Annotated in this window: 22 protein-coding genes and 1 pseudogene; 12 read left to right on the top strand and 11 right to left on the bottom strand. The window is 66.8% G+C overall.

What is annotated here, in order from left to right; all coding sequences use genetic code 11:
• Window positions 1-58 precede the first annotated feature (58 nt).
• The 3 genes from ispG to dxr form a co-directional block, all read right to left on the bottom strand.
• Window positions 59-1,216 carry a flavodoxin-dependent (E)-4-hydroxy-3-methylbut-2-enyl-diphosphate synthase gene (gene ispG / locus AB0C34_RS03625; protein WP_357067070.1) on the bottom strand — a complete coding sequence of 386 codons (1,158 nt, stop codon included), beginning with the start codon at window positions 1,214-1,216 and terminating at the stop codon, window positions 59-61.
• A 155-nt stretch (window positions 1,217-1,371) separates the two neighbouring features.
• Window positions 1,372-2,571, bottom strand: a complete 1,200-nt coding sequence (locus AB0C34_RS03620) for a M50 family metallopeptidase (protein ID WP_357067068.1) — start codon at window positions 2,569-2,571, stop codon at window positions 1,372-1,374.
• 171 nt (window positions 2,572-2,742) lie between these two features.
• Window positions 2,743-3,882, bottom strand: coding sequence for a 1-deoxy-D-xylulose-5-phosphate reductoisomerase (gene dxr, locus AB0C34_RS03615; RefSeq protein ID WP_357067066.1), 1,140 nt, complete (start codon window positions 3,880-3,882; stop codon window positions 2,743-2,745).
• Between the two features lie 145 nt (window positions 3,883-4,027).
• Between dxr and AB0C34_RS03610 the strand changes: the two genes are divergently transcribed.
• From AB0C34_RS03610 to AB0C34_RS03595, 4 genes and pseudogenes are all read left to right on the top strand, one after another.
• A complete protein-coding gene (locus AB0C34_RS03610) occupies window positions 4,028-4,297 on the top strand; it encodes a DUF2631 domain-containing protein (protein ID WP_357067064.1) in 270 nt (89 codons plus the stop codon).
• A 138-nt stretch (window positions 4,298-4,435) separates the two neighbouring features.
• On the top strand, window positions 4,436-4,750 hold the full coding sequence (locus AB0C34_RS03605; protein WP_357067062.1) for a hypothetical protein: 315 nt from the start codon (window positions 4,436-4,438) through the stop codon (window positions 4,748-4,750).
• A gap of 67 nt (window positions 4,751-4,817) precedes the next feature.
• A pseudogene (locus AB0C34_RS03600) lies at window positions 4,818-4,936 on the top strand (recombinase family protein); the annotation flags it as partial.
• A gap of 170 nt (window positions 4,937-5,106) precedes the next feature.
• Window positions 5,107-7,116, top strand: a complete 2,010-nt coding sequence (locus AB0C34_RS03595) for a polyprenyl synthetase family protein (RefSeq protein WP_357067060.1) — start codon at window positions 5,107-5,109, stop codon at window positions 7,114-7,116.
• A gap of 230 nt (window positions 7,117-7,346) precedes the next feature.
• Here the strand turns inward: AB0C34_RS03595 and AB0C34_RS03590 are convergent, their stop codons facing one another.
• Window positions 7,347-8,819 carry an NAD(P)/FAD-dependent oxidoreductase gene (locus tag AB0C34_RS03590; protein WP_357067058.1) on the bottom strand — a complete coding sequence of 491 codons (1,473 nt, stop codon included), beginning with the start codon at window positions 8,817-8,819 and terminating at the stop codon, window positions 7,347-7,349.
• 596 nt (window positions 8,820-9,415) lie between these two features.
• Here AB0C34_RS03590 and AB0C34_RS03585 point away from each other — a divergent pair.
• Together AB0C34_RS03585 and AB0C34_RS03580 are read left to right on the top strand one after the other, a co-directional pair.
• Entirely contained in the window at window positions 9,416-10,792 is a 1,377-nt protein-coding gene (locus AB0C34_RS03585) for a serine hydrolase domain-containing protein (RefSeq protein WP_357067056.1), read from the top strand.
• Window positions 10,793-10,835: 43 nt separating this feature from the next.
• Window positions 10,836-11,567, top strand: coding sequence for a MerR family transcriptional regulator (locus tag AB0C34_RS03580; RefSeq protein WP_357067054.1), 732 nt, complete (start codon window positions 10,836-10,838; stop codon window positions 11,565-11,567).
• Window positions 11,568-11,695: 128 nt separating this feature from the next.
• Here AB0C34_RS03580 and AB0C34_RS03575 read toward each other — a convergent pair whose 3' ends face one another.
• The 4 genes from AB0C34_RS03575 to AB0C34_RS03560 are packed head-to-tail and all read right to left on the bottom strand — an operon-like array spanning window position 11,696 to window position 15,716.
• A complete protein-coding gene (locus AB0C34_RS03575; RefSeq protein ID WP_357067052.1) occupies window positions 11,696-12,955 on the bottom strand; it encodes an FAD-dependent monooxygenase in 1,260 nt (419 codons plus the stop codon).
• A 33-nt stretch (window positions 12,956-12,988) separates the two neighbouring features.
• Complete coding sequence (locus AB0C34_RS03570; RefSeq protein ID WP_357067050.1) at window positions 12,989-13,699, bottom strand: maleylpyruvate isomerase family mycothiol-dependent enzyme; 711 nt, start codon at window positions 13,697-13,699, stop codon at window positions 12,989-12,991.
• Window positions 13,699-14,556 carry a fumarylacetoacetate hydrolase family protein gene (locus AB0C34_RS03565; protein WP_357067048.1) on the bottom strand — a complete coding sequence of 286 codons (858 nt, stop codon included), beginning with the start codon at window positions 14,554-14,556 and terminating at the stop codon, window positions 13,699-13,701. The genes AB0C34_RS03570 and AB0C34_RS03565 overlap by 1 nt, the downstream gene beginning before the upstream one ends.
• Window positions 14,553-15,716 carry a cupin domain-containing protein gene (locus AB0C34_RS03560; RefSeq protein ID WP_357067046.1) on the bottom strand — a complete coding sequence of 388 codons (1,164 nt, stop codon included), beginning with the start codon at window positions 15,714-15,716 and terminating at the stop codon, window positions 14,553-14,555. Before AB0C34_RS03560 ends, AB0C34_RS03565 begins: the two co-directional genes overlap by 4 nt.
• Window positions 15,717-15,779: 63 nt before the next feature.
• On the opposite strand from AB0C34_RS03560, the gene AB0C34_RS03555 reads away from it, so the two are divergent.
• From AB0C34_RS03555 to AB0C34_RS03535, 5 genes are all read left to right on the top strand, one after another.
• Window positions 15,780-16,556, top strand: a complete 777-nt coding sequence (locus tag AB0C34_RS03555) for an IclR family transcriptional regulator (RefSeq protein ID WP_357067044.1) — start codon at window positions 15,780-15,782, stop codon at window positions 16,554-16,556.
• A 91-nt stretch (window positions 16,557-16,647) separates the two neighbouring features.
• Window positions 16,648-17,088: a GNAT family N-acetyltransferase gene (locus tag AB0C34_RS03550; protein WP_357067042.1), complete on the top strand. Its 441-nt coding sequence runs from the start codon at window positions 16,648-16,650 to the stop codon at window positions 17,086-17,088.
• 666 nt (window positions 17,089-17,754) lie between these two features.
• Entirely contained in the window at window positions 17,755-19,188 is a 1,434-nt protein-coding gene (locus AB0C34_RS03545) for an MFS transporter (RefSeq protein ID WP_357067040.1), read from the top strand.
• Window positions 19,185-19,664 carry a pyridoxamine 5'-phosphate oxidase family protein gene (locus tag AB0C34_RS03540; protein WP_357067038.1) on the top strand — a complete coding sequence of 160 codons (480 nt, stop codon included), beginning with the start codon at window positions 19,185-19,187 and terminating at the stop codon, window positions 19,662-19,664. Before AB0C34_RS03545 ends, AB0C34_RS03540 begins: the two co-directional genes overlap by 4 nt.
• 83 nt (window positions 19,665-19,747) lie before the next feature.
• Complete coding sequence (locus AB0C34_RS03535; protein ID WP_357067036.1) at window positions 19,748-20,824, top strand: NADPH:quinone reductase; 1,077 nt, start codon at window positions 19,748-19,750, stop codon at window positions 20,822-20,824.
• Between the two features lie 5 nt (window positions 20,825-20,829).
• On the opposite strand, the gene AB0C34_RS03530 is transcribed toward AB0C34_RS03535, so the two are convergent.
• A complete protein-coding gene (locus AB0C34_RS03530; RefSeq protein ID WP_357067034.1) occupies window positions 20,830-21,747 on the bottom strand; it encodes a LysR substrate-binding domain-containing protein in 918 nt (305 codons plus the stop codon).
• Window positions 21,748-21,877: 130 nt separating this feature from the next.
• On the opposite strand from AB0C34_RS03530, the gene AB0C34_RS03525 reads away from it, so the two are divergent.
• On the top strand, window positions 21,878-22,291 hold the full coding sequence (locus AB0C34_RS03525; RefSeq protein ID WP_357067032.1) for a DUF5997 family protein: 414 nt from the start codon (window positions 21,878-21,880) through the stop codon (window positions 22,289-22,291).
• 286 nt (window positions 22,292-22,577) lie between these two features.
• Here AB0C34_RS03525 and dhaK read toward each other — a convergent pair whose 3' ends face one another.
• Entirely contained in the window at window positions 22,578-23,579 is a 1,002-nt protein-coding gene (gene dhaK / locus AB0C34_RS03520) for a dihydroxyacetone kinase subunit DhaK (RefSeq protein ID WP_357067030.1), read from the bottom strand.
• A 12-nt stretch (window positions 23,580-23,591) separates the two neighbouring features.
• Window positions 23,592-23,879: a hypothetical protein gene (locus AB0C34_RS03515; RefSeq protein WP_357067028.1), complete on the bottom strand. Its 288-nt coding sequence runs from the start codon at window positions 23,877-23,879 to the stop codon at window positions 23,592-23,594.
• Between the last annotated feature and the right edge of the window lie 10 nt (window positions 23,880-23,889).

Here is a 23,889-nt window from a genome sequence, read left to right as displayed (position 1 = left end):
CCACGATCCGACGCGATCCGGAACGGCTGTGGCGAAAGCCCAGGTACGCGGGTTTCGCTCAGCTGACCGTGACGACCGCTTCGCCGGTGCCTGCGTCCTCGCCCATCTCCTCGGCAATACGCATCGCCTCTTCGATCAGGGTTTCCACGATCTGCGCCTCGGGGACGGTTTTGACGACCTGCCCCTTGACGAAAATCTGGCCTTTGCCGTTTCCCGAAGCCACACCCAGATCGGCCTCGCGCGCCTCGCCGGGCCCGTTCACGACACAGCCCATGACGGCCACTCGCAACGGTACCTCCATGCCTTCCAGCCCTGCGGTCACCTCGTTGGCCAGCGTGTACACGTCGACCTGCGCGCGGCCGCAGGACGGACACGACACGATCTCCAGCTTGCGCGGACGCAAATTCAGCGACTGCAGAATCTGCCCGCCGACCTTGACCTCTTCAGCGGGCGGCGCCGACAGCGACACCCGAATCGTGTCGCCGATCCCTTCCGACAACAGCGCACCGAAGGCCACCGCGGACTTGATCGTGCCCTGGAACGCCGGACCTGCCTCGGTGACGCCCAGGTGCAGCGGGTAATCGCACCGCGCGGCCAGTTGCCGGTAGGCCTCGACCATGATCACCGGGTCGTTGTGCTTGACCGAGATCTTGATGTCGCCGAACCCGTGCTCCTCGAACAGGCTCGCCTCCCACAGCGCCGATTCCACCAGCGCCTCCGGCGTGGCTTTGCCGTACTTCTCCAACATCCGCTTGTCCAGCGAACCGGCGTTCACACCGATGCGGATCGGGATCCCAGCCGCGCCCGCCGCTTTCGCGACCTCCGCGACCCGGCCGTCGAACTCTTTGATGTTGCCGGGGTTCACCCGTACCGCGGCACACCCGGCATCGATCGCCGCGAAGATATAGCGCGGCTGGAAATGAATATCGGCGATCACCGGAATCTGCGACTTGCGAGCGATGATCGCCAGCGCGTCCGCGTCCTCCTGACGCGGGCAGGCCACCCGCACGATGTCGCATCCCGACGCGGTCAGTTCCGCGATCTGCTGCAAGGTCGCGTTCACGTCGTGGGTCTTGGTGGTGGTCATCGACTGCACCGAGATCGGGTGATCGCTACCGACACCGACATTGCCCACCTTCAACTGACGGGTCTTGCGTCGGGGCGCGAGAACAGCCGCCGGTGCAGCGGGCATCCCCAATCCGATTGTGCTGGTCACGTTCGGGTGCCTACTTTCATCATGTCCATTTCGTCCGCAGCCGAGTCTAGCGGTGGCCGCGCCTCTCCCACATCTTGTGACAGCCACGACAGCGCACCCGGTTGCCGCGACGGGCTACGGGAAAGACGGACCACCGGGATCCGACCCGGTGACGATCAGAACAACTTGATCGGATTGACGATGTCCGCGACCAGGGTGAGCAGCATGTATGCACCGCCGATCACCACGAACACGTAGGTCGCCGGCAACAATTTCAGGTAGTTCACCGGTGCGCCGGGGGCCAGACCACGCCAGCCGCGCAGGGTATTGCGAACCTTCTCATAGAGCACCACGGCGATATGGCCGCCGTCCAGCGGCAGCAGCGGCAGGATGTTGAAGGCGCCTAGGAAGAAGTTCAGGCTGGCCAGCACCAGAAGGAATACTCCCCACAGACCACGTTCCGCGGTCTCACCGCCGATCTTGCTGGCGCCGTACACGCTGACCGGAGTCTCCGGGTCGCGCTCGCCGCCGGTCACCGCGGTCCACAGCGCCGACACCTTCTGCGGCATCTGCGCCAGCGATTGGAACGTGCGGATGAACATGTCTCCGGTGAACGCGCCGGCCGCGGGGAGCGCGGTGACCACGTTGTACTTGACCGGGTCGTAGTAGTCCGAGCCGACTCCGACCGCGCTGACTTCCCGCCCGGCGCCGCCGCCCTCCGGGTAGCGCAGGACGCGTTCGGGGGTGACCGGAATGGTCAGAGTCCGGCCATCGCGCTCGACGACGTAGGTGAACGGGCCGTTTTGCCTCTGGGTTTCGGCCTGGAACTCCTTCCAGGTGCTCACCGTGACTCCGTTGACCTGCTTGACCACGTCGCCGCGCTGCAATCCAGCGCGCTGCGCGGGGCCGGTGCCGGTGCACGGCTGAGTCGAGCCGTCCGGATTCTGCTGCGCCACACAACTCATGTCGCCCAACGCGGTGCTGGGCGGCTGGTCGAATCGTGGTAGCCCCCAGCCGATCGCGAGCACGACCACCAGGAGGAAGCCGAGCAGGAAGTTCATCGCGATACCGCCGGACATCACCACCAATCGCTTCCAGGCGGCCTGGCGGTACATGGCGCGTTCGAGTTCTTCGGGGCGCAGTTCGTCGAGAGCGGTCATGCCCACGATGTCGCAGAAGCCACCGAGCGGAAGCGCCTTGAGGCCATACTCGGTTTCGCCACGGCGGAACGAGAAGATCTTCGGCCCGAACCCGATGAAGTAGCGCCGCACCTTCATGCCGGTCGCCTGGGCGGTCCACATGTGCCCACATTCGTGCAGTGCGATCGACACGGTGATGCCGAGCGCGAACAGCACGAATCCCAACGCGAACACCATTTGCTCTACAGCCCTCCTGCGTTTGCGCAGCTCGAATATCCCGCACGCACGCGTCCGCACCTGGCCGCGAGCACCACGACCACCCTAACCGGACACCGCCCGACCCGGTGTGTTCAGTGTGCCAGGCGCGGTCGCCGGGCGAGTCCGATGCATGGTGCGGGCCGTTTCAGCTCAGGCTCGCACGTGAGCGGCGGCGAACTCGCGCGCCCAAGTATCGGCGGCAAGGACCTCCCCGAGCGATTGCGGCTCCGTGCGCCATTGGTCGGCCGACTCCACCGCGGCGGCCGTCGTCCGGACGATGTCCGGGAAGCGGATAGCTCCGTCCAGAAACGCCTGTACCGCGATCTCGTTCGCGGCGTTGTACACCGCGGTCACGCTGCCGCCCGCCTGCCCGGCCCGGCGGGCCAGCTCCACGGCGGGGAAGACCTCGTTGTCGACCGGCTCGAACGTCCAGGTCGCCGCGCTGCCGAAATCGCACGCCGCGGCGGCGCCGGGCACCCGGTCCGGCCAGCCGAGGGCCAGCGCGATCGGCAGTTTCATGTCCGGCGGGCTGGCCTGGGCCAGGGTCGATCCATCTGTGAAGGTGACCATCGAGTGCACGATCGACTGCGGATGGACGGTGACGTCGATGCGGTCATAGGGGATGCCGAACAGCAAGTGCGTCTCGATCAGCTCGAGGCCCTTGTTGATCAGGGAGGCGGAGTTCAGCGTGTTCATCAAGCCCATCGACCAGGTCGGATGCGCCTTGGCCTCGGCGGGACCGACCGACTCCAGCATCTGCGTCGTCCACCCGCGGAACGGGCCGCCGGACGCGGTGAGCACGAGCCGATCGACCTCGTCGGCCCGACCACCGCGCAGGCACTGTGCCAGCGCGGAATGCTCCGAGTCGACCGGGACGATCTGTCCGGGCGCAGCCGCACGAGTCACCAGGGAACCACCTGCGACCAGCGATTCCTTGTTGGCCAGCGCGAGGCGGGCGCCGGACTCGAGGGTGGCCAGGGTCGGCTCCAACCCCAGCGAGCCGACCAGGGCGTTGAGCACGACATCGGCCTCGGTGCGGCGCACCAACTCGGTCACCGCGCCCGGTCCGCCGAGGGCGAGGTCGAGCTGCTGGGCTGCGGCGGGGTCGGCGACGGCAACGTTGTGCGTGCCGGTGGCGGTCATCTGGCTGGCCAGCAGTTCGGTGTTGCCGCCGCGGGCGGCCAGCCCGACCACCTCGAAACGGTCGGGGTTGGCGGCAATCACCTCGAGCGCTTGGGTACCGATGGACCCGGTACTGCCCAGGAGCAAGACTCTCACGATGTCGGACACGCCTTCATTGTGTCCTACGCACGCGAGTGCGTTCGGCGGGCGCGGGCCGACTTACCACGACACACCGTCGTATGTCACGATATGCGGCATAGCTCATCGAGCGAGCACCGCCAACAGCGGTACCCGAACCAGCTAAGGAGCGATCGTGGCCGCCACGGAACTCGAACACGCCGACACCCAGCGCGGCATCGTCACTCACGTGGACACCGCCGAAGTTCCCTCCGCCGCATGGGGCTGGAGTGGCGAATCGCGTCGCACGTTCCGCATCGCCGGCTGGATCGTCGCGCTGATCCTGCTCTGCATGCTGCATGGCAACCACAAAGGCAGGGTCGAGGACGTATTCCTCATCGGCTTCGCCGTCCTGATCGCAGGCATTCTGATCCGCGATTCCCTGCTGCTGCGCAAGCCGCGCTAGTTCAGCGACCTGAAAAGTCTTCTCGCACAACTTCATTCGTCCCGTACCGCCGAATCCGTCCGGTACCGTGTGCGTCCGAGGTCCGCGCCCGAGCCGGGTCGCGGGCCTCGTTCCTGTTCACGCGACACCGAGGACGTAATGACCAAGACCTTCTCCGCTGCCCTGCTCATCGCCAGTGCCGTCGGCTCTGCGCTGCTGCTGCCCGCGGGCCCGGCACACGCCCAGTCGGCGGCGTGCGGCGCGGCCGTGGACCTGATCAACGCGAGCATCGCCGAGTCCAACGGCGACCTGAACCCGACCGTGCAGCAGACGCTGGCCACCAAGCTCGCGGCGATCGACGCCACCGGCGCGGACAAGGACGCCATCGACGCCTACGCCCACGCGCTCACCGACGACAACGTCTCCAGCATGGACGCCGCGACAACCGAATTCAATCGGGTCTGCGCGGGCTGATTCCGGTCGGCGCGGACTTGGTCGTCGGGTCCGCGCTTCCCGCCGAGCCGCGGCATATTCGATTGCGATGCGCAGGCCCTGTGCGGACGAACTGATCGGGTACGCCCGTGACGCGACACCGTGATCGTGCACTCCATGAACGGGCTCGCCCGCAACCTCGACGACCCGCGGCGGCTGGTGCGCACCCCTGACCACAAAGGCACACGGGTGGAATCGTGAAGAAGTAGCCGCCCCTCACCGGCGGAGCGATGGCGCCGTCGAAGTTGGCTGATACCAACATTTTCGGTGCGCTGTGGTGTCAAATCTTCATCGAATCTTCGGTGTGAGTTGCCGAGGCCACTAGTCAGGAGTTGCACGTGCCGCGTGAGGTAGATCCGACTGTTTTCCCGCATCTGGATGCGGACTTGGACCGTGTCCGTGACGTTCTCGGACCTGTGCAGTTTCGGGGCCGCCCTGAGCTGACCGCGCTCACCGACGAGGGGCCCGAGACGTCGCGGCGGCTGGTGCGTCCGACGTTGACGTTGCTGTCGTACTACCTGCTCACCGATCCCGCGGCCCCGGCTGATGACCGGGTAGTGCGCGCCGCTGCCGGGGTGGAGTTGATGCATGTGGGCTCGCTGTATCACGACGACGTCATCGATCACGCGGACCAGCGTCGTGGCCGCCCCAGCACCAACGCGGTGTGGGGTCCGCACATGGCGGTATTGGGTGGGGACTCGGTGACTTTCTCGGGCATGCGCATGCTGGCCGAGCTCGGCGGACGCGCGGTTCTCGCGGCGACGATCGCGGGCGAGCAGATGTGCGCGGGCATGGTGATCGAGGCCGCCGACCTCTATGTGGCCTCCCGTACCGAGCAGTCCTACCTGGATACGATCGACGGCAAGACGGCGGCGGTGCTGTCGTTGGCGTGCCGGGTGGGTGGGATGCAGGCAGGCTGTTCCGAGGAGCAGGAAGAGGCGCTGGCCGAGTTCGGTCGACAGTTCGGATTGGCCTATCAGCTGTATGACGACATCCTCGATTTGACTTCGAGCGCCGAGGAAATGGGCAAGACCGTCAACGCGGATCTACCCGAGGGTATCTACACGCTGCCCGTGATCCGCGCTGCCGCCCGCGACCAAAGCCTTGCCCATCTGCTGCGCAGCAGAATGACGCGGGCGCAAGCCGCACGTGCCCGTGAACTCGTCATCGCCTCCGGCGCAGTGGACGAAGCACACGCGGTGGCCGAGGAATTCATCGACCAGGCCGCCGGTCAGCTTGCTGCCCTACCCGTCGACCCGCGCGCCCACCAGGCGATGATCGCCTACGCCCGGTCCATCCTCGACCGGCGAACTCCCGCTCCAGCGGTCCCCCGGCAGTCGACGCAGGCACCCACAACTCACAGTGATGGGCTCCCACCGGGGATTGGGCAATGGTTGCGGAGTTGGCTAATGGACACCGGCCTTGCCCGCACTCCGGCCGAGGCCGACTACCATCGGTGGACCGGTGCGATCCGGAGCCCGGCGCGAATCTTGGCCCCAGCGGCGAACGCGGCCCGGGAACAGACCGCCTATGGCATGGCTGTGCTCGCCCTCATGTGGGATGACCTGTTCGAAGATCCGCGGCTGCGGGACCCGAAAGCCGTGACCGCGTTGCGGCGTGGGCTGGTGGCGACACTGCGCCAGGACCCGGAGGCACCGTGGAGACCGGGCGCGATCCCGGCTGCGTGGGCTAGTTTGTGGCCCCGCCTGCGCGCGGGACGCAGCGCCCGATGGCAGGAGCGGTTCCTCGACGGCATCGAGGAGTGGCTCGAAGCGGCCGAACGCGAAGCGCACCATCGCATCAATGGCTACATCCCCTCCACGGCTGACTATCTGCCGTTGCGGATGTCGACCAGTGGGATCGAAACCGCTCTCGCCTGCGTGGAGGTGTATCAGGACCGGGAACTGCCGCCGAAGTTGCGCAACCACCCCGTGATCCGCCGTCTCGAGGAACTCGGCTTCTGGGTGACTTTTCTGGAGAACGACCTGGTGGGGTTGGATCAGGACGAGGCAGACCACGTTCCCTACAACCTGGTGCGGGCGATCCGTCACGAGACTGGGTGTACCCGCCGCGAAGCCGTCGAGCAGGTACAGCGCCAGGTGGCCGAGCAACGCGCCCAGCTCGAGGCGGTGATCCGCTACGTCCCCGCGCTCTTCCGCGTGCTCCCCGGCTTGTCGGGTCGGGGGAAGGACTACGCGGAGGTATACGTGAACATGACGAGCGTGGGGCTCTGGGGGCGAGAGAGCGGGAGGTATGAGCCAACCTCCGGTTCCGTGGCGCCGGATTTGGAACGCTTGCGCTGCGAGGTCTACTATCCGGCCGACGACCTGACTCCTACCGTGCGGTAAGCGCCCACAGCCGGCAAAGTAGGGGATGTCCCGCGTGATCCGCCGTGGCGGTCACGCGGGCCACCGCCACAGCGCTTCCCCGCACCCGATGATGTCGGCAACGGCACGGGTTGTCTTGATCGTGACCGCGTGTCACCGGTGGTGACACCGCGAACCCTGCCGCCGGCGGCCGATACCATGGGCAACCACCGCGGGCGTGCCCGAACCGAGACGGTCAGCGTTGATCGTCTTCACGAAATGCCTGCACCGCTGCTCAGGCGCATGAATTCGCTCGCGTCGAACTCTTTTGTGCGGCGTCGGTATTCGGCCGAAGTGCCGGGCCAGTTGTTGGAGACGCTGCCGTCGGCCGCGCGGTACCAGCTCGTGCACTTCGACCAGACCCCGCCGACCAGACGCGCCTGCGTTTCCACGTCATAGCGATCTGCGACGTCAGTACGTACCACGAGGGCGTCCCCGCCACGGAGGCCGGCGACGGCCTGCCGGATGTACTTGGCCTGGCTCTCGAGCATGTACACCATCGAGCCGGCGCCCAGATTCGTGTTGGGACCGTACATCAGAAACAGGTTCGGGAAATATGGGACGCTGACGCCCAGGTAGGCGCGCGCACCATTACTCCACTGGGCACGCAGATCACGACGGCCCTGACCGAGTATCTTCATCGGGGCCAAGAAGTCGCTCGCAGCGAAGCCGGTCGCGTAGATGATCACGTCGACCTCATGAACCACGCCGACCACCGTGCAGACCCCCACGTTGGCGATCTCTTCGATCCGATCGGATTCCACATCCACGTTCGGCTGACGCAGCGCGGTAAGGTAGCTGTCCGAGAACAGGATTCGCTTGCAGCCGACCGGGTGGTCCGGCCATATCTTCGCGAGCAGCTCGGAACTTTTCAGTTGCCGTTTCATGTGCCATCGGCTCAGTGCTGCGACAGCCCTCGACAGTGACTTGGAGTAGAGAAACGCGATCGACAGGGTCTCGGCCGCCATCCACCAGACGGCCCGCTGCGCCTTCTGAATGATCGGTAACCGCTGAAACAGTCTGCGGTGTGCGTCGGAGAACGCGGTGTCGAATCGAGGAAGCAGATAGGGCGCCGTCCGCTGAAACAGGATCAGCTGCTTCACCTGTGGTTGGATTTCCGGAACGAATTGGATGGCGCTCGCCCCTGTGCCGATCACGGCAACGCGTTTGCCGGTCAGTTCGACCGAGTGGTCCCACTCCGCGGAATGGAAGGCGTCACGTTCGAAACTCTTCCGTCCTTCGACGTCCGGCAGCGCTGGCCGCGACAGCTGTCCAACCGCTGATACGAGGACGTCGACCTGGACGATATCGCCGGTGCCGATCGTCCACCGGTTCGAGTCCTCGTCGAACTCCGCAGTGGTCACCTCCGTATCGAACCGGATGTGCCGTAGGACATCGTGCTTCTCGGCGGTTCTGCGCAGATAGGCCAGGATGTCGGGCTGCCGCGAACTACGCCGCAGCCATACGGGGTTGGGCTCGAAGGAGAACGAGTAGAGCGACGACGGCACGTCACACGAAGCACCAGGGTATGTGTTCTCCCGCCAGACCCCGCCTACTTCAGAGCCACGTTCGAAAAGCACGATGTCGTCGTGGCCGTGCTTCTTCAACTCGATCGCCGCGGCAAGTCCCGCGAAGCCGGTTCCGACGATGGCGATGGCGAGACGGTGAGTGCTCAGGTTGATCACGTCCTACTGGGTGCTTGATGCCAAGGAAGGTGGTACATGATTGTCGGCAGCGGAGGCCGTTACGTACGGTTCTCCGTGAAAGATGCTGTCGGACAGCTCATCGAACCGAAAAGTGGGCGAGGGTGCCGAAAGTCAAGGTTCTGCGCAAGGACATCGACCCCCGTGCCACCGCACTTCATGTCACGAGACCTTGAAGGCCCGATCCGATCCGGCTTCCCCCCGTTACCCACACACACACACACACACACACACACACACACACACACACACACATCACCGCCGACATCGTCGAATCCAGCCGCCGCGCAACGGCTCGATTCCGTGCTCCGCTTGCCGGCCGCGGGCATGCGCACGGCACCAGTGGCCTGGCTGCGGCGATGCGACGCTGACCCCCCGACTAGCCCTCGGCCGCGAGAATGCGGCCGCACGGCTTCATACCCGTGACCGATGCGCGAGGGTCGCACGCGATTGTCCCGACTCGGGAAACCGCCTGTCCGCCGTGACTGTCGCCAACGGACATTCGACAGACATGCTGACGGCTATATTCCGACCAAGGACTTGACCTTGCCCTTGGGGCAGGGTTCGAGCATGGGGACATGAACGAGATGTCACAGGAATTGTCGGAATTCGTCGCGAGCTCAGCCGAGAGGTTGGGGGTGCCGGGTGTCGCCGTGGGGGTGTTGGCCGGTGACCGGGAGATCTTCGCGTGCCACGGAGTGACGAGCGTGGATAATCCACTTCCAGTCGACCGGGACACGATGTTCGTGGTGGGCTCGGTGAGCAAGACGTTCACCGCGACTGCGCTGATGCGGCTGGTCGCCACGGGGCAGGTCGAGCTGAACGCGCCAGTGCGGCGGTATGTTCCGGAGTTCACCCTTCCCGATGTGGCGGCTGCGGACCGGATCACCGTGTTGCGGCTGCTCAACCATACGGCCGGGCTGGAATGGCGGCTCAGCGTCGACCCCGGCGAAGGCGACGACGCCCTGGCGCAGCACGCGGCGAAACTTGCCGAATCGCAGCTGATCGCGGAACCGGGTGCGCGGGCGTCCTACAGTCAGGCGGGATTCAACCTGGCAGGCCGGATCGTCGAGAACGTCACCGGACTGACCTTCGAGCGGGCCGTCGCGTCGCTGTTGTTCGAGCCGCTCGGGCTGGCGCACAGTCGCTACGCGGTCAACGATGTCATGACTCGCCGGTTCGCGGTGGGACACAACATCGATGTGAACGGTGCGGTCGCGGTCGCCAGGCAGTGGAAGGACAACCGCTCCAACAACCCCGGCGGCGGTGTGGTGTCGTCGGCGGGCGACTTGCTCCGGTGGGCGCAATTCCACCTCGGCGACGGCCGGACTGCTGGCGGCGATCGCCTTCTGCCTGCCGAGCTGCTTCACCGGATGCGGGAGCAGACTGTGGAACTGCGCGGCAGCACGTTGGGTGATGGGCTCGGCATTTGCTGGTTCCTGCGCGAGGTGGACGGTGTCGCGACCATCGGGCACGGCGGATCGGCCAATGGCCAGTTCGCCGATCTGCTCATCGTGCCAGAACGGAACTTCGCCGTCGTTGTGATGTCCAACGCGGGCCCGGACGCGGGCCTCGCGTTCAACCGTGCCACGGTGAATTGGGTGCTCGAGCGCGTCCTCAGCGTGGTGGATCGCGACCCGGAGCCGCTGCCCTACGACGGGGCGCGAGCACCGGAGATCGTCGGACAGTACGAGAACGAGATGATGCGGCTCACCCTCGACACCAACGGGACCGGGTTGACGATCGAATGCGCGATCAAGCCGGAGATCCGCGCCGCCACGGACACCGAACTACCGCCCGACCTTCCGCCCGCCGCGCTCGGCCTACTGCCCGGCGACGACGAGTACATCGTTACTGGCGGCGGTCTACAGGGACAACGCGGGTTCTTCACCCGTGACAAATCCGGCGCCGTGGCTGGAATCGACCTAGCCGGCCGATTGTTCACCCGGGTGTGATGATGGCGAAGGCTGGGCGGCGCACCGGGGAAGAGGGACGCGGATGATCACCATCGGGCAGCTCGCGCAGTATGCGGGCGTGACGATCAAGGCCGTGCGCGTTTACCACGGGCGTGGCCTGCTTCCCGAACCGCCGCGCGACTCCTCCGGCTATCGACGCTATAGCGTCGAAGACGCCATCGATCTGGTCAAGATCAAGACACTGGCGCAGGCAGGCGTGCCGCTGGCACGTATCAAGGAATTGCTCGCCGCGAACTCCGACGAGTTCGCGGCGGCGATCGCCGAGATCGACCGCGCGCTCGCCCAACGCGCCGAGGAGATCCGCCGAACCCGCGAGCGGATCGTCGAATTGGGTTCCGGTGACAGGCTATTCGTGTCCGCCGAAGTTGCCGAGTACCTCGAACGGCTGCAGCGACTCGGGGTCAGCGACCGGGCAGTCCGAATGGAGCGCGACATCTGGATTCTGCTGCAGTCGGTCACCCCGAAGCAGGCGGCGGACTGGGTCGCCGACAAGCTCGACGCCATCGACGATCCGGAATTCGGAGCTATCTACCTCGACTACGACGCAGCGTTCAACTGCTCCCCGGATGACCCACGCCTGGTAGAACTGGCCGACCGCACCCGGCGGTGGCTGGCAAGCAGACGCACCGGAGCAGGACGAACAACCCCGGCGCTGGACCCCAAACTGGTCCGTCTGGTGAACGAATCAGTCGGAATCACCTCGCGCTCCTGGGAACGGCTGGTGCAGCTCGCGCGAAAGGCAACCGCCGAATAACACTCGCGTTTCAGCGCCGGATACCCTCGAGCCCCGACCGGCACAACGTCACCGGGCACTCCCGACCTGCCGCGGCAGCACCTCATCATCAGCGCCACCTGGCACCACTGTGGGCAATAGGCGGTCTATTACGCCGGTTCGATCGTGTTGAGCGGGATCGGGGTGAACATCGGAGGCTCTCGGTCGGGGGTCAGGGCGGTGGGTCCATAGAGCCAGTCGATGAAGTGGTAGTCATCGATGCCCCGGTCACGGAGGATCGCATTGCGCCGCAGTCGAAGCTCTCCGTCGAGGTGCCACAGGTCGCCCCACGCACGCGCCGTGGTCTGGACGCGCTTGCAGTGTGCGGCGCGCACAGCTTGGTAGGCGTCCAGCGCGGGTCCGGGATGCGCGATGCCGGTCGCCCGGAGGTGCTGGGCGAGGACCCAGCCGTCCTCGATCGCCATGATCGCGCCTTGGGCAAGGTATTGCAGGGGCGGATGCGCGGCGTCGCCGAGCAAGACGACGCGTCCGTAGGACCAGGTGCTGATGGGGTCGCGGTCGAACATTTGCCACCAGCGGTCCCGCCACATGAGTGCGGTGGCCTCGCGGACCTGATCGCAGGTACCGGTGAACGCGGCGTCGAGTTCGTCGGGGGTGCCCCAGTTCTGTTCGCCCGCAATCGCTTTGGTTGATTCGAAGACGGCGACCTGGTTGACGGTGGCGCCGCCGCGAAGCGGATACTGCACGAAGTGGCATCGAGGTCCGACATGGACGACGACTTCGTCGTCGGCGGCGGTGATGCCGTGGTTGTGGACTTGCTCGACGGGCAGGGCCGCCCGGTACGCGACATAACGGGAGTTGACCACGTCGTCGCCGACGAATTGCCGGCGGGCGACAGAGTGGATGCCGTCGGCGGCGATCACGAGACGGGCTCGGTGTGCGGTGCCGTCGGCTAGTTCGACACCGGCGCCGCCGCCGACGTTGTGGTAGCTCGCGACCTGCTGGTCGGTACACAGGTCGACGCCGGCGCGTCGGCAGGCTCGCAGCAGCAGCCCGTGCAGGTCGCTGCGGTGGATGACGAGATAAGGCGACCCGTAGCGGTGATGCAGGTCGCGCAGGTCCAAGGCGGTGAGTTCGGAGCCGTCGACCGCGTCGCGCATGACCATGCGGGCGGGGACGACACCGAGGGAGACGGCCTCATCCAGCAGGCCGTAGTCGGCAAGGATGCGGGTGCCGTTGGGGGCGAGCTGGATGCCGGCTCCCACCTCACCGAATTCCGGAGCCTGCTCCAGGACTCGGACACGGACACCGTCGCGGGTCAGGGCGAGGGCGGCGCCGAGACCGCCGATACCGCCGCCGACCACGAGCACATCGGGTGAGTCGTCGGGGGGAGTTGCGGAGTGGTTCATGGTGTTTTCCTCGAGTGCGAAACCGGGGCGGATTTACAGCCAGGGGCCGAGAACCGGCGGGGGCGATGCGTCGTCGGAAGTCAGGTGGTTGGGCCGTCCGGTGAGGTAGGCAGTGATCTGGTGCAGGGAGCCGGCGAGCGTGATCGGCGATTCGTTCCCGGGCAGTACCCATCGGTCGCCGCTGTCGGTAGCCTCGAGCACCAGCGCCGGCCTCGGCGCCGTGGCGGGTTTGGCGACCACGTCGTCGCACAGTGCGGCGAGGAAGTCGGCGGGCAGATCAGCGAAGGTGATGCCATGAGCGAGGTCGACGCTGTGCACGCACACCTCACGTGCCCGCAGCCACGGGATCTCGGTGGCGGCCACGGTCCGACTCTGCGCAGTGACGACCGACGTCTTCCACTGACGGCCGTCGAGTGCGGCCATGGCGTCCGCCAAGCCATCGGCGGACAACCGCAGCCAGGCCAGCAGGTCGGGACAGGGCAACTCGCTACCGCGTGCGATCTCCGCTGCCCGGGTGTGCGGTGTTGGGTACATCGGGGTGGGTTCACCTGTCGCAGCCCAGTGGACGAGGTTGCCGAGCGCGTCGGCGTTGGCGGCGACATGAGCTACTAGCTGGCGGCGGCTCCACTCGGGCAGCCCGCTCGCGGCGCGCAGCCAGTCCTCGTCGTCGCTGACTGCCCGAGTGAACAGGTCGGTGCCCAGCACAGCCCAGCGCCTGGTCTGGGCGAGGGCGCGGGGGTGCATCAGGTGCCTGCTTCGGGTGCGGTGCCGATGATGCGATTGTCGAGCCGGCCCAGGCCGTCGATCTCGGCCACGACGCGCTCGCCGCCACACAGGAAACGCTGGGGGTTGCGGGCGTGGCCCACCCCGCCGGGGGTGCCGGTGGCGATGATGTCGCCGGGGTTGAGCCGGACGGTGGTGGAGATGTATTCGACGAGCGCCACCGGGTCGAAGAGCAGGTCGGCGGTGGTGTCGGACTGCATGATCTCGCCGTCGACCAGTAGCCGCAGATTCAAGGCAGGACGGGCGCCGCCGGGCAGATCGTCCGGCGTGACCAGGTACGGGCCGACCGGGGTGGTGGCCTGCCAGATCTTGCCCTGCAGCCATTCCCGCGTGCGGAATTGCCAGTCGCGGCAGGTGAGGTCGTTGAGGATGGTGAATCCCGCGATGGCCGCCTCGGCGTCGGCGCCGCGAGCGCGGTGTACCGAGGTGCCGATCACCACGGCGAGTTCGACTTCCCAGTCGAACTCGGCCGATTCAGTTGGGCGGATGATGTCGTCGGAGGGGCCAGTGAGGGTGTCGGCGAATTTGGCGAACAGGGTCGGATGTGTGGGCAGGACACGGCCCATCTCCTGTATGTGGCGGCGATAGTTGAGCCCGACACACACGACCTTCGACGGGTGCGGAACGAGCGTGGCGAACTCCGCGCCCTGGGTGGGATAGGTCTTGGCGGTCGTGATGTCGGCTGCGGCAGCATGCTGCCGCCAATGGTGCTGGGCCAGCACCGCACCCACGTCGGGCCGGCCCAGATCGATGAGGATGTCGCCGTCCACTCGGACGGCACGGGTGGCGCCGTCGACGCGCAGGGTTGCCAGTTTCATCGACCGACCCCTTCCATCTGGGTGCGGTCGAGGCCGAGAGCCTCGAAGATCGGGGCGTCGCTGAAGCGGAATAAATCCAGGGCACCGGAGTCGGAATCGGTCGCGCCGGCCTCGGAGCGGGCCGAGAACGGCTGCCATGAGGGGACGACGAACAGATCGCCGCGGTGCACTGTCCACGTGCGGTCGGCGACGGTGACGGTGCCGGAGCCGTCGAACACCTGGTACACCGAGGAGCCGGTCTCGCGCGTTGGCACGGTTTCGGCACCGCGGACCACGCGATGCATCTCGGCGCGCAGCGTCGGCAGTACGTCGCCGGCGGTGACCGGGTCGGTGAACCTAACTGCTGCGTGGCCAGGGGAAACGGCTCCGCCGAACCCGGACGCCGCGACAGTGAGCTGATCGTCGAGAGCCCGATTGGTGTGTTCCCACCGGTAGGCCAGCAGCGGGGTGCCGTGCTGATGCCGGCCCGTCGCGACCGGGCGCAGCCCGGGGTGACCCCACAGTCGCTCCGAGCGTGAGCGGTCGGGGGTGACGCGCTCGGCGTCACTGATCTGATCGCGCCCGAATTCGAAGAACTGGCTTTCGGTCAGGTACTGGAAGGGAATGTCGAGTCCGTCGATCCACGCCATCGGCGCCGCCGTGGCGTTGTGGTGGGCGTGGAAGTTCCAGCCCGCCTGGGGCAGGAAGTCGCCGCGGCGCATGGCCACCGGGTCGCGCCCGACCACGGTCCACACACCTTCACCTTCGACGACGAACCGAAAGGCGTGCTGGCTGTGGCGGTGTTCGGGGGCGTCCTCGCCGGGCATCAGGTACTGGATGGCGGCCCACAGTGTTGGGGTGGCGAACGGTTTGCCACCCAAGGCCGGGTTGGCCAGGGCAATGGCGCGTCGTTCTCCGCCGCGGCCCACCGGAACGAGCTCGCCGGCGCGTGCCGCCAATTCCGCGAGCCGGTCCCAGCGCCACAGGTGCGCGACGGCGCGCGATGTCGGCTGCCGCGGCATCAGGTCACCGATCTGCGTCCACAGCGGGACCAGCAGTTCCTGTTCGAAGCCGCGGTAGAGCTCAGCCAGTGCGGGCGTGGGCTCCGGCTGGTCGTCGAAGGCCGTGACGTCCAAGCGCACCGGGGAGGTCGGGAGAGGAGGAGATGAGGTCACATGCATCAGACTGCCGTCCGTTCTGCACAACAGCATGTAGATTCTGTTAAGCAGAACAGGAGTCGCTCAATGGACAAGCCCCTCAAGACGCCACCGCCGTACGCTATCGCCAGTGTCGACCACGCCCTGCGGCTGGCCTCCGTGCTCCAGTTGGAGGGCGGCATGACCGTTTCCCAGGCGGCCACGCGGCTGGGTGTCGCCCGCTCGACCGCACACCGGCTGCTGTCGATGCTGGTCTATCGCGACTTCGCGATTCAGGACGAGGACCGCGTCTACCGCGCCGGCCCGGTGCTGGAACTGGCCGCGCATTCTCGATCGCAGACCTCGCGCCTGCGTGCGGCCGCGCTACCGCACCTGCGGCGACTGGTCGAGGACCTGGACGAAACCGCCAACCTCAGCATCCGCACCGGCGATACCGTGCGGTTCATCGCCAGCGTCGAGTGCGCCCAAGCACTGCGGGTGGGTTCGCGCGAGGGCATGGTTTTTCCCGCCCACCGCACCACCACCGGCCAGTTGATGCTGGCCGAACTCGATGACCAGCAACTCGCGCAGCTCTACGCGCCCGACCGCTATCGAGACCGTCCCGCAGAGCGGCCGGACCTGCGCGAACTACGTGAGCGGCTGACCCGGGCAGCGGGCGGCGGTTTCGCGGTCAACCAGGAGAACTCCGAGCGCGGCCTGATCGCAGTCGGCGTGCTCATCCGCGACCACGACAGCACACCGGCGGCGGGTCTGTCGGTGGCGCTGCCCAGCATCCGCTACGACCCGGCACACTTGCACACTGTGGTCGCTGCGCTGCGCGCGACCGCGCACGCCGTGCAAGCCCAGCTGGCCTCCGCGTATTGATGGCAACCGACCCGCTGCCCTCGCGCCCGTACGTCGCGACGGCGACACGCCGCGTGCCGGTCGCTTCCCACCACTGGCTATGGTCGCCTCCATGAAACTGACCTTCACCGATATCGCGGTCACCGACCCGGCGCTGTCGACCGACGTCGCCGCCCTGATCCGGACGTTGCGACCAGATTTGAGCGCTGAAGACTTCGCCAACTTCGCCGCCGAAGCCGCCGAACAGGGATTGGTGTTCACCGCCGCCTACGACCGAGACCGATGCGTGGGGGTCGCGGCCCATCGTGTGCTCGCCACCAGCCGCGGCCGAATGCTCTTCATCGATGACCTGGTGACCGAACCCACGGTCCGCTCCGCCGGTGTCGGCAGCCGGCTGATGGCAGAACTCCGCGAGCGTGCGCGGCACGCCGGGTGCGTGCGGATCGAACTGGATTCCGGAGTCGCCAACCACGGTGCACACCGCTTCTATCATTCCCAAGGCATGTCGATCGTGGCATCGCACTTCGCGGCCACCGTGCCCGCCCGGGTCTGAACGGCACCACCGCACCCGCGGCGACAACGCCTCCAGCCCCGGCAGTTCCCTCCTGAGGCGGTCTCGACATCGTCGCGATTCCCTTGCGCGAGTACCGCTTTGCTCCCGAAGCGGTGCGGGCGAACGACACCGAGTCCTGCCTGCCGCCGACCACCGACACCTGCGCGACTCCACCGGGGCCGGAATCGCGCGTGCATCCGGCTGCGCACCGATCGGGTCCACCGTTTCCCCGACCCGCGAACGCGGTACCTCTCTGTGCAGTTGCACCACGCGACGCATGTATTGCCCCGATCCCTCCCGGCAATTACCGCGGCAAGCGTTGGGCCGAGCATTTACGACGGGCTGTTCTCCACAGAAGAATTGTCGTTATCCAGTGAGATTGTCTGCCTAGGCTCTGTGACTTGACAGCACCAACTGCGGTCGAGCGGCGCCCTCCGCGCCGACCCTGACCTCGCCGAATGCGCGACAACGCCATAGCGAGGCGACATCTATTCCAACAGTGAAGAGTCCCATGATGATCTATTCCTCTGAGAGCGCCGGGCTCGGTCGTCCCGTCGGCCTCCCTGCGGTCCCCGCTCGGACCGGCCAGGATCCCGTCGGCCCGCACGGTGGCGACACAACCTGGCGTCCCGGCACCAGCACGAAGCAGAACTCGGCAGGTGGGCAATGAACACTGCCACGACCCCTGAACCCCAGACGCGACTGTCCGGCAAAGGCCGCAAAGCGGTGGCCGGGGCGTGGGCCGGACTGTGGGTGGACATGTTCGACGTCTATCTGCCGGTCATCGCACTCGCGCCGGCCGCGGCATACTTTCAGCCCGCGCACCTATCCGATACCACCAGCCTGATCATCACCGGACTGATCTTCGCCGCCACCCTGCTGGGCCGCCCCCTCGGCGCGGTGATCTTCGGACACTTCAGCGACCGTACCGGTCGCCGCCGCACGTCCATGATCGCGCTGGTTGGCTTCGGCGTTGTCACGCTGCTGATCGCGAGCCTGCCCGGCTACCATGAAATCGGCCTGGCCAGTACATTCGCGTTGATCGGGCTGCGATTTGCCGACGGCATCTTCCTGGGCGGCCAGTACACCTCGGCGATACCGCTGGCCCTCGAACAGGCCCCGCGCGGAAAACGCGGTCTCGTCGGCGCGGTGATCATGACCGCTTTCCCGCTGGCCTACTGCGCGATCGCGCTCATCACCACCGGCCTGTTGCAGGTCATGCCGGCGGACGGCCTCGGATCGGCCTATGTCCAGTGGGGGTGGCGAATCCCGTTCGTTGTCGGAGGAGTCCTCGCGCTGGCGCTGGTGCCTTGGATATCGCGCAATTTCGAGGAATCCGACGCGTGGAAGCAGGCGCCGAAGGCTCCCAGCATCCCGCTGGTAGCACTGTTCCGCGGCGTGAACCTGCGCAACTTCCTGCAGGTGTTCATTCTGATGACCGGGCTCTGGCTGGCCTTCAACGTCATCGGCGCCGTCTTGCCAGGAGCACTCAAACGCGACGCGGGACTCACCGACCTGCGCGTGACGTTGCTGCTTGTGCTGGCCTACGCGCTGCTGGCCGTCGCCTACCTCGGCGCAGGCATCGCCAGTCAGCGCATCGGCCGCCGGCGGTTCTTCCTCATCGCCGGTCCGCTCACCGCGACGCTCGCCCCCGTGCTGTACGCGCTGCTGGTCTCACGAACCGTGACCGGTTCCACCCTCATCACGCTGGTGTCGGTCGCGCTGGTGATCGTGGTTGTGTCCACCTTCGGCGTCGTCACGACCTACATCATCGAGCGATTCCACGTCGGTGTCCGCTCCAGCGGCTACGGGCTCGGATACACCGCCGCGGTGATCGTCCCCGCGTTCTACGTCTTCTACCAGACCTGGCTCGCCGAGATCATGCCACTGAAGTACACGCCGGTGGTTCTGCTCGTCATCGGTGGCGCACTGATCGTCATCGGAGCCGCGCTCGGCCCGGAAACTCGCGACGCCGACCTGTCCGCCGCTATCGACGACAGCTCCGACGCCGATCTGCTGACCGGCTCCATCCCCGGCGTTCCTGCCCACCGACAGCCTGCTCTCACCGCACAACATTCACCGATCAGGAGTGAACCATGAGCGCGATCACCGACGACATGCGCGACATCGTCGACAGTGCCAAGCTGTCGTTCGCCGCGACCATCTGCGCGGACGGCTCACCGAACCTCTCGCCCAAAGGCTCGGTCCGCGTCTACGACGACGAGCACCTCATCTTCATGGACATCAACTCACCCGAGACCATCGCCAACCTGCGCCGCGATCCTCGCATGGAGATCTGTTCCATCGACTTCATCCGCCGCCGCGGCTACCGGTTCAAGGGCACCGCCGAATTGCTCCCGCCAGCTCACCCGGCATATGAGTGGTTGCGCGACTGGCTGCTCGACCTCAACGGACCCGGCTACCCGGCGAACGAAGCTGTCCTCCTGCGCGTCGAGCGGATCTTGCCCGTCTTGTCGCCGGCCTACACGTTCACCGACATTCAGGAAGCCGACCTGGCCACGGCGTGGACAGAGAAATACGGACTCCCGAACGACCCGCCGGAGTCCGCGCACTGACCCCACCGGGTGCCGCCCGCCGCGTGGTACAGCCCACCAGGCGGGCGGCACCCGGTCCCAGACACCCACGATCAGGAGTTCCGATGGGCGATGTCCCTGCTGTCATGACTGCCGCCTACATCACCGAACACGGTGGCGCCGACGACATCATGGTCGGCGAACTGCCGGTACCAGCGCTCGGTGCCACCGATGTACTCGTACGCGTGCAAGCCCTCGCGGTCAACCATGTCGACACATTCGTCCGCTCCGGCGCTTACCCCACACACACGCCGTTTCCGTTCATCATCGGCCGCGACCTCGCCGGAACCGTCGTGGCGCACGGATCGGGCGTCAGCGAATTCCACCCCGGAGACCGCGTATGGTGCAACAGCCTCGGCCACCACGGCCGCCAAGGATCCTTCGCCCGCTACGCCTCCGTTCCCGTCGAACGCCTCTACCAGCTGCCCGACTCCGTCTCCGCCGCCGATGCCGTCAGCGTCGTCCACCCCGCGGCGACCGCGCACCTCGGCCTATTCCGTGAGGGCCGCCTGCGGGCAGGGGACACACTGGTCGTCACCGGCGCCGCCGGCGCCGTCGGCAGCGCCGTCGTGCAGATCGCCGCAGCGGCCGGGGCGAGAGTCATCGCCACGGCCTCGAACCGCGACGCCGACTGGTGCCTGTCGTTGGGCGCGCACACCGTCATCGACTACAACCGCCCCGACCTCGCCGACGCCATCGCCGACGCGGCCGTTGGGGGCGTCAACCTGTTCTGGGACAACACCGGCGTCAACGACATCGAGTCGATGCTGCCGGTCCTCGCCGACGGCGCCCGTATCATCGTCATGGCCGGACTGAACTCGCGACCCCAGGTTGCCCTGGGCAAGCTGTACACCCGGGACATCAGCATCCACGGCTTCGTGATCAGCAACGCCTCCGTCAGCGACCTGGCCGACGCCGCGACCCTGATCAATCGACTCCTGACCGACGGACGCCTGCGCTCCCGCATCGCCGCGACGCTCCCCCTGGCCGACGCCGCGCACGCGCACCGCCTCCAGGAGAGCCGAGGCATCGACCGCCCGCGCGGACGGATCGTCGTCCTGCCCGAGGGGGACATCGGTCGGCCACTGCGCAGTGGGCAATCGAGCACCGCCCAACAGCCAGGGTTACCCGATCGGACGTAGCAGCGTCAACGCCCACGGCGCCGGGTCGGCTTCCGCTTCGCGGGACTCGGACGGCCGTCGGCGCGCTGGGTCGGGGACTTCCGCGCTTCGGTGTCTGTTCCGCGCGCCGGGGCACGCGAGCTGCGCTCGGATCGGCCGCGGACGATGCCGACGAAGTCCTCGACCAGGTCGTTGGTGCGGTCCACCGGCCAGGCCAGGGCGATTTCGGTGTCGGGCACGCCGATCATCGTCCGGTAGACGAGATCGCGACGATGGTGCAGGCGGGCGAGCGAATGCGGCACGATCGCCACGCCGCCCGCCGCGGCGACGAGTTCCAGCGCGCCCGCGACCGCGTCGAGGTCGGCCGTGTCCTGGCATCGTTCCTCCGCGAGGTCGGCCATGCTCACCTCGTCGAACACCGAGATCGGATCTTCCTTCCGCACCACGACGACCGGCACCTCCCGGTAGAGCGGGATGACGCTCAGGCCGTCCCGCTCGATCGGCAGACGGACGAAACACATGTCGACCTGCCCCTCGCGCAACGCCATCTCCTGGTCGGCCTGTGGCAGTGCGACCACCTCGAGCGGCGTGTCCGGAAACCGTTCGCCCCAGATCCGGGTCCACTTGGACACCGTGACGCCGGGCACGAACCCCACCCGCAGGGCGGGCGGGGTTCGGGGACCTTCGTCACCTGCCGACTCTGCCCGAGCGATGATCTCCCTGGCCTGCTCGAGCAGTTCACGCCCGGCGTCGGTCAACTGGGTGGGTTGCACGCCGGGCACGAAAAGCTTTGTGCCGAACTCGTTTTCCAAGTCGATGACCGTATGGCTCAGCTTCTGGCGTGAGATACGCAACGCCTTCGCCGCCCGCGCGAAGTGCAGTTCCTCCGCGACCGCGACGAACCAGCGCAGGCGCACGACATCGATCGACTCGAACCGGCTCATTCGTGGAAGCGTATGCCACCGCGTGGCCGGAACCGCCCGCGCCGCCGGATTGGCGGCTGCCGCGCCGTCGCCCGCCCCGGCGCGGGCTACAGGCGGAGTTCCGTCCGGCTGAGTCCATTAGGCTGTCCGGGTGAGCCCGGACAAGAAACCGCAGATGATGAAGCCGCTCACGGCGGCGAACAAGCTCGGCATCTATCTTCCCGCGGCGCCCGAGGATTTCCGCAACACTCCCGTCTCCCGCGCCCACCTCGACGAACTGCGCAACAATCCCCCCGAATGGCTCACCGAACTGCGGCGCACCGGCCCGTTCCCCCGTGACGTCGTCGCCCGCAAGCTGGGCATCTCCAACACCGGCCTGGCCCGCGCCGAGGTCTCCGACGCCCTCACCGCCGACGAAATCGGCTCTCTGCTCGCCGACCCGCCGGAATGGCTGATTCGCGAACGCGAGAGTTACGCCGCAGTCCGCGCGGAGAGCGAACGCATCAAAGCGAAAGAAGCCGAATACCGGGCCGCCACCAACCGTCCTGCCAAGCACCGCGGCTGACTTACCTCGTCTTCGGTGCGGCTGCGTCGTCGGTGCTGAGTACCTGATCACGGTGCGTTGACCCGAGGGTGCCGCGTTGCGAACCTCGGCGGCGGACGCGCAGCTCAGCGCACGGGTGGCCGCTGCGCGGCAGTTGGCCAGGTCCAATTCTCGGACGGTCGCCTCGACCAGCGGAACTGCCCTGGTGGCAACGCTGAGTTCGGGCCAAGGCATCGAACATGGTCTTGTCCCCCGCTTCCGCCTTGCCGCGGGCGACGATGCCGTCGAGACCCGCTCGAAAACATCGTCACACTCCCCAACGCAGGGCCGAAGTATTCACCGGCGCATCCCACAGACGCAGTAGATCCTCGTCGACTTTGGTCAATGTCACCGAGCATCCGGCCATCTCGAGTGATGTGACGTACGAGCCGACGAGAGACCGGGCGATCGAGACCCTGTGGTCGCGCAGAATGCGGGCTACCTCGTTGTACATCACGTACAACTCGACAAGCGGGGTGCCCCCCATGCCGTTGACAAAGCAGATCACGGTGTCGCCTGCGGCAAACGGCAGATCGGACAGGATCGGCTCCAGCAGCATTTCGGCGGCCTCGCGCGCGGGCGTCAACAGCACCCGACGGCGGCCCGGTTCCCCATGGATACCGATGCCGATCTCCATCTCTGTCACACGCAACTCGAAAGTCGGCTTGCCGGCGGCGGGTACCGTGCACGAGGTCAACGCCATACCCATACTGCGCGAATTCGCGTTCACCACTCGGGCAAGTTCGGCGACCGCGGCAAGCGGCCTCCGCTGCTCGGCCGCGGCCCCGGTGATCTTCTCCAGCACCACCGTGCCGCCGACCCCGCGACGCCCGGCGGTGTAGAGGCTGTCCTGCACAGCCACATCGTCGTTCACCACGACGGAGACGACCTCGGTTCCGGTTTCCGCGGCCGCGAGTTCGGCCGCCATCTCGAAGTTCATCACATCGCCGGTGTAGTTCTTGACGATGTGCAACACCCCGACGCCTGCGTCGACCGCCGTAGTGGCGGCCAGAATCTGATCCGGTACCGGAGACGTGAAAACCTCTCCGACACAGGCGGCATCGAGCATGCCTGGACCGACGAACCCGGTGTGCATCGGTTCGTGTCCCGAGCCGCCGCCGGAGACGAGTCCCACCTTGCCGGGAACTGGTGCGTCACCACGCAATACGATCCGGTTCCGCTGGTCGACCCTCAGTTCCGGATGTGCCGCGGCCAGTCCGGCGAGTGCGTCGGCGATGACGTCGGCCGGATCGTTGATCAGTTTCTTCATCGAGTTCTCCTGTCAGACGGTCGTGTCGACCGCGACGCGGTCCGCGCGGACGGCATCGACGCGGGTCAACGCGTAGGCGGCGCCGGCGAGGAATTCGGCGGCGAGATAGACCGGCGCCTGACCCCACGACACGTCCGCGCCCCACAGTTGTTGCACCACCATCAGCCCCAGCGTGCGTGCCGGGTTGATCGACGCGGCGATCGTCGGCGCCACCGGGATGATCGCGACGCCCGCGAAACCCGGCGCCGTGGCTCGATGGATCACCAGCAGCACGGTCAGCACGAGGATGAAAGTACCCACGAATTCGGCG

It is taken from the genome of Nocardia sp. NPDC049220, assembly GCF_040647855.1.
Taxonomy (GTDB): Bacteria; Actinomycetota; Actinomycetes; order Mycobacteriales; family Mycobacteriaceae; genus Nocardia.
The sequence above is the reverse complement of the archived record's forward strand: the minus strand, read 5'-3'. Positions and strand labels throughout refer to the sequence as shown.

What these genes read in the sequence shown, in the direction of transcription:
- AB0C34_RS03585 (WP_357067056.1), top strand. Translation starts at nt 9,416, where the DNA reads ATGAACGAGATGTCACAGGAATTGTCGGAATTCGTCGCGAGCTCAGCC.
- AB0C34_RS03605 (WP_357067062.1), top strand. Translation starts at nt 4,436, where the DNA reads ATGACCAAGACCTTCTCCGCTGCCCTGCTCATCGCCAGTGCCGTCGGC.
- AB0C34_RS03560 (WP_357067046.1), bottom strand. Translation starts at nt 15,716, where the DNA reads ATGCATGTGACCTCATCTCCTCCTCTCCCGACCTCCCCGGTGCGCTTG.
- AB0C34_RS03545 (WP_357067040.1), top strand. Translation starts at nt 17,755, where the DNA reads ATGAACACTGCCACGACCCCTGAACCCCAGACGCGACTGTCCGGCAAA.
- AB0C34_RS03535 (WP_357067036.1), top strand. Translation starts at nt 19,748, where the DNA reads ATGGGCGATGTCCCTGCTGTCATGACTGCCGCCTACATCACCGAACAC.
- dhaK (WP_357067030.1), bottom strand. Translation starts at nt 23,579, where the DNA reads ATGAAGAAACTGATCAACGATCCGGCCGACGTCATCGCCGACGCACTC.
- AB0C34_RS03555 (WP_357067044.1), top strand. Translation starts at nt 15,780, where the DNA reads ATGGACAAGCCCCTCAAGACGCCACCGCCGTACGCTATCGCCAGTGTC.
- AB0C34_RS03530 (WP_357067034.1), bottom strand. Translation starts at nt 21,747, where the DNA reads ATGAGCCGGTTCGAGTCGATCGATGTCGTGCGCCTGCGCTGGTTCGTC.
- AB0C34_RS03540 (WP_357067038.1), top strand. Translation starts at nt 19,185, where the DNA reads ATGAGCGCGATCACCGACGACATGCGCGACATCGTCGACAGTGCCAAG.
- AB0C34_RS03575 (WP_357067052.1), bottom strand. Translation starts at nt 12,955, where the DNA reads ATGAACCACTCCGCAACTCCCCCCGACGACTCACCCGATGTGCTCGTG.
- AB0C34_RS03580 (WP_357067054.1), top strand. Translation starts at nt 10,836, where the DNA reads ATGATCACCATCGGGCAGCTCGCGCAGTATGCGGGCGTGACGATCAAG.
- AB0C34_RS03570 (WP_357067050.1), bottom strand. Translation starts at nt 13,699, where the DNA reads ATGCACCCCCGCGCCCTCGCCCAGACCAGGCGCTGGGCTGTGCTGGGC.
- AB0C34_RS03565 (WP_357067048.1), bottom strand. Translation starts at nt 14,556, where the DNA reads ATGAAACTGGCAACCCTGCGCGTCGACGGCGCCACCCGTGCCGTCCGA.
- AB0C34_RS03620 (WP_357067068.1), bottom strand. Translation starts at nt 2,571, where the DNA reads ATGGTGTTCGCGTTGGGATTCGTGCTGTTCGCGCTCGGCATCACCGTG.
- AB0C34_RS03550 (WP_357067042.1), top strand. Translation starts at nt 16,648, where the DNA reads ATGAAACTGACCTTCACCGATATCGCGGTCACCGACCCGGCGCTGTCG.